Annotated in this window: 10 protein-coding genes; 5 read left to right on the plus strand and 5 right to left on the minus strand. The window is 34.1% G+C overall.

From position 1 onward, the window contains the following. Positions 1 to 7: 7 nt before the first annotated feature. Together QZZ51_RS14250 and QZZ51_RS14255 are read right to left on the minus strand one after the other, a co-directional pair. Entirely contained in the window at positions 8 to 628 is a 621-nt protein-coding gene (locus QZZ51_RS14250) for an L-threonylcarbamoyladenylate synthase (RefSeq protein ID WP_291870835.1), read from the minus strand. A 71-nt stretch (positions 629 to 699) separates the two neighbouring features. After that, positions 700 to 3,024 carry a UvrD-helicase domain-containing protein gene (locus QZZ51_RS14255; protein ID WP_291870837.1) on the minus strand — a complete coding sequence of 775 codons (2,325 nt, stop codon included), beginning with the start codon at positions 3,022 to 3,024 and terminating at the stop codon, positions 700 to 702. 190 nt (positions 3,025 to 3,214) lie between these two features. On the opposite strand from QZZ51_RS14255, the gene QZZ51_RS14260 reads away from it, so the two are divergent. From QZZ51_RS14260 to QZZ51_RS14280, 5 genes are all read left to right on the plus strand, one after another. Beyond that, a complete protein-coding gene (locus QZZ51_RS14260; protein ID WP_291870839.1) occupies positions 3,215 to 3,769 on the plus strand; it encodes a DsrE family protein in 555 nt (184 codons plus the stop codon). 14 nt (positions 3,770 to 3,783) lie between these two features. Next, positions 3,784 to 5,058, plus strand: coding sequence for an amidohydrolase (locus QZZ51_RS14265; protein WP_291870841.1), 1,275 nt, complete (start codon positions 3,784 to 3,786; stop codon positions 5,056 to 5,058). A 7-nt stretch (positions 5,059 to 5,065) separates the two neighbouring features. Further along, positions 5,066 to 6,628, plus strand: a complete 1,563-nt coding sequence (locus tag QZZ51_RS14270; RefSeq protein ID WP_291870843.1) for an FMN-binding glutamate synthase family protein — start codon at positions 5,066 to 5,068, stop codon at positions 6,626 to 6,628. A 10-nt stretch (positions 6,629 to 6,638) separates the two neighbouring features. Continuing rightward, complete coding sequence (locus tag QZZ51_RS14275) at positions 6,639 to 7,469, plus strand: hypothetical protein (RefSeq protein WP_291870845.1); 831 nt, start codon at positions 6,639 to 6,641, stop codon at positions 7,467 to 7,469. Between the two features lie 263 nt (positions 7,470 to 7,732). Then, entirely contained in the window at positions 7,733 to 8,251 is a 519-nt protein-coding gene (locus QZZ51_RS14280; protein WP_291870848.1) for a hypothetical protein, read from the plus strand. Here QZZ51_RS14280 and QZZ51_RS14285 read toward each other — a convergent pair whose 3' ends face one another. The 3 genes from QZZ51_RS14285 to QZZ51_RS14295 form a co-directional block, all read right to left on the minus strand. Continuing rightward, positions 8,252 to 9,145, minus strand: a complete 894-nt coding sequence (locus QZZ51_RS14285; protein WP_291870850.1) for a patatin-like phospholipase family protein — start codon at positions 9,143 to 9,145, stop codon at positions 8,252 to 8,254. Beyond that, on the minus strand, positions 9,142 to 10,047 hold the full coding sequence (locus QZZ51_RS14290) for a patatin-like phospholipase family protein (protein ID WP_291870852.1): 906 nt from the start codon (positions 10,045 to 10,047) through the stop codon (positions 9,142 to 9,144). The genes QZZ51_RS14285 and QZZ51_RS14290 overlap by 4 nt, the downstream gene beginning before the upstream one ends. After that, positions 10,047 to 11,339: M1 family aminopeptidase (locus tag QZZ51_RS14295; RefSeq protein WP_291870854.1), on the minus strand; the 1,293-nt coding region annotated here is incomplete at its 5' end. The genes QZZ51_RS14290 and QZZ51_RS14295, both read right to left, overlap by 1 nt.

Raw genomic sequence — 11,339 nt, forward strand, 5'->3', positions numbered from 1 at the left:
AGTTGTTTTAAAAAATATCTAAACTCCCTTTTCCTTCTCTTATAATTTCTGGTTCTCCTTCGGATAAATTTATAATTGTAGAACCTATATTCCCTCCATATCCGCCATCAACAACAACATCAACTAAGTTACCCCACTTTTCATAAATTAGTTCGGGATCGGTTGTATACTCTAACAATTCATCTTCATCATGAATAGAAGTAGATACAATAGGGTTACCTAACTGCTCCACTAGAACTCTGGCTATATTATTATCTGGCACTCTAATACCTACCGTTTTTTTCTTCTTAAAATCCTTAGGTAAATTATTATTCCCTGGCAAAATAAAGGTATATGGCCCAGGCAAGCCTCTCTTTAATATTTTAAAAGTAGCGGTATCTATCTGTCGAACATAATCCGACAAATTACTTAAGTCCGCGCACACAAAAGACCAATTGGCTTTCGCTAATTTAATTCCTTTTATTCTAGCTATTTTTTCGAGTGCTCTTGTATTAGTAATATCACACCCCAAACCATACACCGTATCTGTAGGATAAATTACTAAACCTCCTTTACGCAAGACATCAACAACCTGTTTTACTTGCTTAGGATTAGGGTTTTCTTCGTATATTTTAATAAAATCTGCCATAAGAATCGCTACTACTTGTACTTAACAAAAGTAAACTATTTCCTGAAAAGCAATAAATAACCTAAGATTAATCAAAGAACCTCCAACTTAGCAAAACGCAATAACAATTTCTTAATATCTCCTTTATCAAATTGAATTTCGGCCTTACGATCACTACCAACTCCTTCTAAATTTATTACTTTTCCTCTGCCAAAGCGAGTATGGTTAACCAATACTCCTACAGCAAGATCTGGATCCACCTTATTTGTATTACCAACAGGGGTCGCTAATTCTGGTTTTATTTTACGCAACTTACGTAATTGATTCTCGGAGGGCTTACCTACTAATGGCGGAGTACCTCTTGTTGGTTTTTCTTGTCTAAGCTTACTCTTGTCTACTTCACCAAAAATATCTGTATCTACAAATGACTTGTAGCGGTAACCACCATCAACAGGAGTTAAATTTTCTATATATTTTTCGTCTATTTCCTCTATGAATCTACTTGGTTCTGCATCTATTAATTTACCCCAGCGGTATCTATTCTGCGTATACGTTAAATATGCTTGCTTTTCTGCTCTGGTTAATGCCACATAAAACAACCTTCGCTCCTCTTCTAACTCACTACGGGTATTCATACTCATTCCTGATGGAAACAAATCTTCCTCCATACCAACGATATACACAAAAGGAAACTCTAGTCCTTTGGACATGTGTATAGTCATTAAAGCTACTCTATCATCATCTCCTGGATCATTATCTAAATCGGTAGCAAGGGCAACATCTTCTAAAAACTCACTTATATTACCCGTGGCTCCGTCTATCTCTTTCTGCCCATCAACAAAATCTTTAATACCATTAAGTAGCTCTTCAATATTCTCCATTCGAGCAATACCTTCTGGAGTTCCATCTTTTTTAAATTCCAAAAGAACACCCGCCTTTTTGGCAACATGTTCTGCTAAAGCAAAGGCGTCTGTAGTTTCATTCATTACCTGAAAGCTCTGAATCATAACAATAAAGTCTTGTAGCTTTCTTTTGGTTCCTCCATTAATTTTAAGGTTAATTCTATCTAAATTCTGAATTACCTCAAAAATCGAGCGTCCATAATGATTGGCAGCAACAACTAATTTATCAATTGTTGTTTGCCCAATACCCCTTGCTGGAAAATTAATAACACGTTTTAAAGCCTCTTCATCTTTAGGGTTTGTAACCAATCTTAAATAACCCAAAACGTCTTTTATTTCCTTTCTTTGATAAAAAGACAAGCCTCCATAGATTCTGTATGGAATATCTCTCTTTCTAAGAGCATCTTCCATTGCTCTAGACTGGGAATTAGTTCTATATAAAATTACAAATTCACCATTTTGCATTTGATGCTGCATTTTATTCTCAAAAATAGAACCCGCAACAAAACGGCCTTCTTCTGCATCTGTAATACTACGGTGCACTTTTATAGCAGGCCCTTCATCATTATCTGTCCAAACCACCTTTTCTAATTGTGTTTTGTTATTAGATATTACAGAATTGGCAGCATTTACAATATTTTTTGTAGACCGATAATTTTGCTCCAATCGGTACATTATTACATTATCGTAATCTTTTTGAAAGTTTAGAATATTACTAATATTTGCCCCACGGAAAGAATATATACTCTGCGCATCATCTCCTACCACACAAATATTTTGATATCTATCAGAAAGAGCTTTAATGATTAAGTATTGCGAATGGTTGGTATCTTGGTACTCATCTACCAAAATATATTTGAATCGCTCTTGATATTTCATTAAAACTTCAGGAAATCTGTTCAATAGTTCATTAGTTCGTAGCAATAAATCATCAAAATCCATTGCCCCTGCCTTAAAACAGCGGTCTACATACTGTTGATAAATCTCTCCCATCCTAGGGCGTTTAGCCATCGCATCTGCTTCTACTAAATCTGGATTATTTACATAAGCCTTTACTGTAATTAGATCATTTTTATAGGAAGAAATTCTACTTTGTACTTGTTTGTATTTATAAATATCTTTGTCTAAGCCTAATTCTTTAATAATAGAAGCAATTAAACGTTGGGAATCCTGAGTATCGTAAATCGTAAAATTAGCAGGGTATCCCAATTTACTACCATCAATACGCAATAGCTTTGCAAAAACGGAGTGAAAGGTTCCCATCCACAAGTTCTTTGCTTCTGCATTACCTACTATACTAGCAATCCTCGCTTTCATTTCACGGGCTGCTTTATTGGTAAAAGTAAGTGCTAGAATATTGAAGGAATCTACTCCTTGCGCCATCAAATGTGCTATTCTAAAAGTAAGCACACGGGTTTTCCCTGAACCAGCACCAGCAATAACAATCATTGGTCCATCCTTATGAAGCACGGGCGCTTTCTGCGCATCATTTAAACCATCTATAAAACTACTCAAATCTTTTCTGAATTTTAGAACTGTGAATTTAACTATAAATGCAATGCTTAAATAAATATCGACGTATTAATTATGAACAAAAAATGAAAGGATTTTTAACAGAAAAAAGCCGCTTTCAAAGAAATATTCTATGAATTTGAATATATTTAAAAACTCTTATTTGTTTTTCTCTCAATATTAATATTTACTCATGATACCTTCTAACTACCTAAAATACATTTATTTATTCTTAATTATATTATTAACAGGAATAAAAACCAATGCTCAAACAGCGATATCAGGACCAGTTATTAAGGAATTTGGCAAGGTTTACAAGATTGAAAAACAAGATTTTAAGATAAATACCTCTCAGGATTTCCATGTGGTTTTTGATGTAGCAAAGAGTCCGGAAGAAAAGGATATTAAAAATAAATGGATAGAAACTGCTGCTCGTTTTTTAAACATGCATGCACAAAATGGTGTTTCATTAGATAATATGAAAGTTGCATTAGTGCTACACGGTTCAGCGTTTAAAGATGTTATGAGCAATGAAGCTTATATGAAAAAATACGGGACTATAAACCCAAATGAAAAACTAAACACTGCTTTACTTAAAGCAAATGTTCAAATTATTTTATGCGGACAATCCGCTGTTTATAGAGAATTAAAAAAAGAGGACTTAATTCCTGGGGTACAACTTTCTTTATCTGCAATGACTGCTTTAATACAATTACAAAATCAAAATTATAGACTAATTAATTTTTAATAACGACTCACAAAATGAAAAAAATTGTAACACTCGCTATTTTAGCACTTGGTTCTACGCTATTTGCGCAGAATTCTATTGAGGAAAAAGACTATACTGCAATTGAAGAAAAAGTAATTGACTGGAGAAGGCATTTTCATGAAAATCCGGAACTTTCTAACCGAGAATTTAAAACGGCGGAGAAGATTGAAAAACATTTAAAATCTTTAGGTATGGAAGTCCAAACCAAAGTAGCCCATACAGGAGTTGTTGGTCTTTTAAAGGGAGATTTACCAGGAAAAGTGGTTGCTCTACGTGCCGATATAGATGCTCTTCCTGTTATAGAACGTAATGATTTACCTTATAAATCAACAGTAACATCGGAGTTTTTAGGAGAAAAGGTTGGTGTAATGCATGCCTGCGGCCACGATACGCACACCGCTATTTTAATGGGTGTTGCCGAAGTATTATCCAAAAACAAAGATAAAATAAAAGGCACCATAAAATTCATCTTTCAACCTGCAGAAGAAGGTGCGCCTCTTGGAGAAGAAGGTGGTGCTTTATTAATGGTTAAAGAAGGTGTTTTAAAAAGCCCTGATGTAGATGCTATATTTGGTTTGCACATAAATTCTCAAACTCCAGTTGGAGAGATTCGCTACAAATCTGGCGGAACAATGGCTGCTGCTCAAAGTTTTAACATTCAAGTAAAAGGAAAACAAAGTCATGGATCGCAACCATGGTCTGGTGTAGACCCTATTTTAATAAGCGCTAAAATTATTGATGGCTTACAAACTATAATAAGTAGAGAATCTAATTTAACCAATGAAGCTGCTGTAATTACGGTTGGGAAAATTAAAAGTGGCGTTCGATTTAATATTATTCCTGAAAGTGCAGAAATGATTGGTACAATAAGAACTTTAGATTATGGCATGAAAGAGCATATTAATAAAAGAATGAAAGATATGGTTACAGACATCGCTAAAGCCTATGGAGGTTCTGCAACCATTGAAATTAAAGACGCTACCGACATTACTTTTAACGATCCAGATTTGGTAAAACAAATGCTACCTACAATGCAAAATGTAGCAGGAAAGGAAAATGTTAAAACCCAAAAAGCAGTTACTGGTGCAGAAGATTTTTCTTATTTTCAGAGAGAGGTTCCTGGGTTCTATTTTTTCCTAGGAGGAATGGCTCCTGGCACTACAGAGTCTTACCCTCACCATACTCCTGATTTTAAAATAGATGATAGTGGCCTGTTACTAGGAGTTAAAACATTAACACAAATGAGCTTAGATTACCTAAACAATTAATTATTTTATGGATTTTATATTTGATTTTTTATCCCATACATCTTGGTGGATGTGGGTTCTTATTTTCCTTCTTCTTGTTGCTCTTTGGGACATTTTTATACAACGTACACATACCATTAAACATAATTTCCCAATAGTAGGCCATCTTAGATATTGGTTAGAAAGTATTGGCCCAGAAATGAGACAATACTTTGTAGCAAATAATAGAGAAGAACTACCTTTTAATCGTATTGAAAGAGGGTGGATTTACGCTTCTGCTAAGAAAGAGAACAATTACGAAGGTTTTGGAACAGATAGAGATATTTATGCACACCAGCATATTTTTATAAAAAACCAAATGATGGCTTATGCCGCTCCAGAAAATCACCCGAATACTATCGACACATCTTTTATGCCATGTGCTAAGGTTATAGGAGCTTACAATAAAAGAAATAAACCATACAGACCTGGATCCATTATTAATGTCTCTGCGATGAGCTTTGGCTCCCTTTCAGCCGCAGCAGTTGAAGCCCTAAACGGTGGGGTTCATAAAGCAGGTGCTTATCATAATACAGGAGAAGGCGGACTTTCTCCCTACCATAAGCAAGGTGGCGATGTTGTTTTTCATTTTGGAACTGGTTATTTTGGAGTTCGCTCTAAGGATGGCAATTTTTCCATTGAAAAACTTAAAATATTAGTGGATGAAAATCCTTGTATCAAAGCAGTAGAAATTAAGCTCTCTCAAGGTGCTAAACCAGGGAAAGGTGGTGTCCTTCCAGGCGCTAAAATAACTTCTGAAATTGCTGAAATTAGAGGTGTCGAGGTAGGGAAAGATGTGCTTTCTCCTTCAACTCATAAAGCCTTTAGCAACGTTAAAGAATTAATGCAGTTAATTGAAACTATCGCCAATGAAACAGGGTTACCTGTTGGAATAAAAGGAGCTATTGGCAAACTAAACCAATGGGAAGAACTTGCTGATATTATGGTAAAAACTGGTAAAGGACCAGATTTTATTACCGTGGACGGTGGTGAAGGCGGAACCGGAGCGGCTCCTCCTAGCTTTGCTGACCACGTTTCTCTTCCGTGGGTTCATGGTTTCTCTCGTTTATACAAAGTGTTCTTAGACCGCAAACTAACGGATAGAATTGTTTTCATTGGTAGTGGAAAATTAGGGTTTCCTGCCAAAGCAGCTATGGCTTTCGCAATGGGTGTAGATTGTATTAACGTAGCAAGAGAGGCTATGATGAGTATAGGTTGCATACAAGCACAAATATGCCACACCAACCGCTGCCCTACCGGAATCGCAACACAAAAAAAATGGTTACAAAACGGCATTAATGTACCTTTAAAATCAGATAGACTAGCGCAATACTTTAAAACGTTTAGAAAAGAATTTTCCGAAATAACACATGCTGCAGGATACGAGCATCCTTGCCAATTTACCATGGAAGATGTACAAGTAAATGTAGATGATATTGATTTAAATAGGAATCTGGCTTCTACCTATGGCTACCAAAAAGCAGTAGTTTCGTTTACTGGGGTTCAAACACTTTACGATTGTCCGCATTTAGGTGATATTAAAAACAAGTAAATCCTTATTTTTGATAAAAATTATAGATTGGGAATATCCCGCTACTTTGAAACAAAATGCAATGAAATTAAAAATCAATCTTTTTATTCTTATCTTTTTAAGCATCTTAAGCGTACAAGCACAAAGGAAAAGTGATTTAATTAATGAAATAAACACATTAAAAACACAATTAGACACTACCAGTACTGCACTTGCAGATTCCCGAAAGAATGAAAAGATAAGCTTTGCAAAATCGGAATCTTATGAAAAACAAGTTCGAGATTTACAAAGTGCAAACACTACGCTACTAAAAAACTTAAATAGTTTTGCTCAGGTATCTAATAAAAATTCTGAAAATATAACCAAAGCTTTAGCTAGTTTAGAAGAAAAAGAATCCCAATTAAAAATTATGGCTGACGCTATAGCCAGTCATGATTCTACTGCCATAGTTTTATTAACTAATGCCAAACAAACCTTAGGAGAAAATGCTAAAATAAATGTTAGCGATGGCATCATTATTATTTCCAAAGATTTAACTTCTTTATTTGGAGAAGATACAGCTAGTTCGCTTACAGAAGAATCTAAAGCTTGGATAGGCAAAATAGCCACTATTTTATCCGCCAACCCTGAAGTAGAAATTACTATTGAAGGCTTAAGCATGACTGGGGATTTAAACCTACCGACACTACAAGCTAAAGCAATTGCAAATTCCCTTGCTAATGATTTTGGAATAAAACCCAATAGAGTATCCATAGATGCTAAAGACGGTGGATTTAAAGAAGGAGTGAAAATAAAAATGCACCCTAATTACAAATCTTTTTACACTAATGTACGAGAAGGAATTAAAAATGGAAATAAGTAATATTATATAAGTAAACTACCTCGGGGCAAGCCCACGAGGTATTCGTAAGAAAACAAGCTTAAAATTTCGAAGCAAGCCTCGGAGCATTTAAATCTCGATTATCTAGTAAATTTCTCATAATCTAGATTATAGCGCCGTTTTAAAAAAGCTAGTTGCTCTACATTAAAAGTGCTCCTATAAGGTATTAAAACACCATAGAATAAAGTTGATATAATTTTTATAAAATAACTACGTTCTTACATGCAGTAACCAAAACCAAAATTATGTCTGGAGACGGAGTTTTTCAATTATTCGCTTATTTATTACCTGCTATTGTAACTGGAGCAGTTGCCTTTTATTTTTTTAGATTACATACTAGAAACGAAGAAGGTCGCCGACGATACTTATTACATAAAGATTCTCAAACAAATACTTTACCCATAAGATTACAAGCATACGAACGTATGGCTTTGTTTTTAGAGCGCATTGCAATTCCTAGTTTAGTAGTACGTATTGCTCCTAAATCATCTAATAAGAATGATTATGAATCTTTACTTATAAAAAGTATTGAGAATGAATTTGAGCACAATCTTTCGCAACAAATTTATATGACCGATGAATGCTGGAATATAATAAAAGCTGCAAAAAGTGCTACTATACAAATGATTCGTAAAGCTGCTTTGAGTGAAACAGATTCTGCAGATAAATTAAGAGAAGACATCTTAACTGAAACTATGGAAAAAGCTTCTCCTTCTGGAACAGCTCTAGCTTATGTTAAAAAGGAAATTGGAGAATTATGGTAGTTATTCTTTAGTATCCGTAAATTTTGTTTCTGCGTAATTAAAGCCTTGGTACCACCATTCTGTCATTAGTTTTTTATTAAACACCAATGAATTCTCTGTTAATTTAGTAGGTGTGTAATATAAATTTAATTTCACCCCTTTATGTTTGGCTGCCAATACGCCTTCCGATATATCATGGTGTTCTATTTGATCTAAAACAAAACCATAGATACTTAGCATTAAAGAAAAAGGATTTTTTCCTAACACTTTGTTATGCTCCATTTTTTCGGATTCTAGAATAATAGCATCTATCTCTGTGGCTCCTCTCCTGACTGCTTCTCGTATAGGTAAAACACAACCGAGTCCACCATCTCCATACTCGAATCCGTCCTTTTTCACTAAAGACATAAAAGGAATATAATTACAAGAAATCCACATCCAATCACAGAACTCTTCGTAATTAAAATCTTTAATACTCTTATATTCCACCCTATTTTTAGAAAGATTAGATACCGTTACCACAACGTCCTTATGACTTTGTTGTATGCTAGCAAACTCCTCTTCTGAAAAATTTTTACGAATGGTTCTTCGCAAAGATTTACTCTCTCCAAAAGTTCTTCTGCTCTTAATAAACTGAAGAAAAGTGGTAATGAAATTAATAGAAACAAATTCTCTATCTCCTTTTTTACGAACCACAAAAGGGTTAAGGCTAAATATCTTACGCTGGGTTACATTGGTATATAAATCATATAATTTATCTACTCTATTTAGTGCCAACTGAGGAATTAACAAACTACCAGTGGAAGTCCCCACCAAGAGATCGTAATCTCTTTTTTCTATTTCCATTAAATATTGGGCAACACCCCCTGCGAAAGCACCTTTGCTTCCTCCTCCACTAATTACTAAGGCTCTCATTCAATATCAATCTGATTGGTTTCTGTATTCTTAAACTTGGCATAATGGTAACCACTTTCCCACCATTTACGCATCTTCTCTTTATCAAAAATTAAAGAATTTGTAGTAAGTACTGTAGGTGTATGATAAAAATTTAAAATCGTATTATGGTGATTAGCAACATATTTACCAATACGCACATTCTGGTTTTCTATTCGGTCTAACATAAACTCGAACATATTGGTAAGCAAAGAAAATGCATTTTTAGATGGCATCCTGTTTAAATGACTAACTTCTGTCTGTAAAACTATAACATCTATCTCTGTTGCCCCTCTTTTTATAGCTTCTTCAATAGGTACCATATTCCCTAAACCTCCATCTGCATACTCACATCCATTTTTACGCACCAAACTCATAAAAGGGGTGTAATTACATGAGATCCATACCCATTCGCAAAAATCTTCGTAGCTATAATCGTTAATACTCTTATACTCTACTGTATTATGTGATAAATTAGAGACCGTAACAACAATCTCCTTAGGACCTTTTTTAAGCGTATTAAATTCATCGACCGTGATAGTGTTCTTTATTAATTCTAAAAGGTTTTTACTCTCTCCAAACGTTTTGCTTCCCCTATAGAAGTTTTTAAGAACATTCCAGTGATTTATTCCTATAGTATTTACGCCATACTTATTCTCTATCACAAACGGGCAATTACTAAAAATACTTTTTTGGTTAACAGAAGTATACGCCTCTTTTATCTTATTTATTTTTTGCAATGCTAAATGAGATATTAACAAGCTTCCTGTAGATGTTCCTATAAATAAATCGTAATTATAACCAAGTTCCTGCATAAGGTATTGTGATACTCCTCCTGCAAAAGCACCTTTACTACCACCCCCAGAAATAACTAAAGCTCTCATTATATCTTTAATAAGGAATTAAAATAAGGCATTTCATTTTCATTAAATTCTTTAGATAAAGATACGGCTCTGTTCTTTAAGTCTTCATCTTTTATAAGTTCGCTTAATAAATTTCGAGCATATTTTTTAAATTGCCAACTATGGTGGCTTGTTGCGCGCATTAAATTCTTTAAACTAGTATTATCTAACCCAATAGTTTCTTTTAAAAATTGAAATGCTCCTATACGAACCTCTGTACTATAACTAGGATTTGTATAACGAACCAATTCTGTATAATAATCCGCTGTTTTTAAACTGTTATATTCAGGTGTCACCATAGCTAAAGTTAACCACAAAAGTCTAATGTTTTTATTTGGCAAACCTACTAAACCTTGCGTTTGATCTAGATACTTACCTCTTTCTTTTGAAAAAGAGCTCCATAGAGCATACAAAGCGTTTTCTTGTGTACTATAGCTCTTATCTAATAACAAACTTTCGTAAGCTTCTTTTAAATTCTCTGGGACTTTAATCGTAGATTTTGCAACTGCTTGTCTAATTTTAAGGTTATTCGTATGCAATGCATCTATCTTAAAATCTTCTGATAAAAATTCTGAAAAGGTAGCTATCATTCTACTTTTTAAATCTGTAGATTCTGTTTTATCCCAATACCCATTAATAATTTTTTCTTTACTTAAAAAACTAGAACTAGCAACAAGAACTTCTTCTTCCACAAATTGTAACGTCTGTATACTTTTTGATTTTTTCGCCAAATGCATTTTAACCTCTTTATAAGGAAACACTTTGCCATTAAGCCATTTCTCTTGAAAAGAAGCTAAGTTTTTTCCACTTGCCTTTTCCATTGTAGAAATAAAATCTGCTATTTCTACATTTTTGAATTGATATTTATTTAGATAACTCGCAATACCCTTTTTAAATGCTTTATCTCCTATTTCTTCACGTAACATGTGTAATGCCCAAGCCCCTTTTTCGTAAAATGTAAGACTACTTGCTTTAGGATTCGTAAGCGCTTCTCCTTTTTGATTAGATTGTTGCTTATGGAGTGCCTCTGCACTATCGTATAATTTCCAATAGTAATACTCTTCTCCAAAAATATTTTTTTCAGCCAAATAAGAATAATAGGTTGCAAAACCTTCATGAAGCCAATGGCTATTCCCGTCTTTTTCTGTAACCAAATTACCGAACCATTGGTGTGCTAACTCATGGGCATTAATATTAACATAATTTCTGTCTACAAAAGCTGTGGAATCTACTATGTAATTATCCGAAAAAATAGTAGTTCCTGTATTTTCCAT

This window comes from Maribacter sp., from assembly GCF_016744255.1.
Classification (GTDB): Bacteria; Bacteroidota; Bacteroidia; order Flavobacteriales; family Flavobacteriaceae; genus Maribacter_B.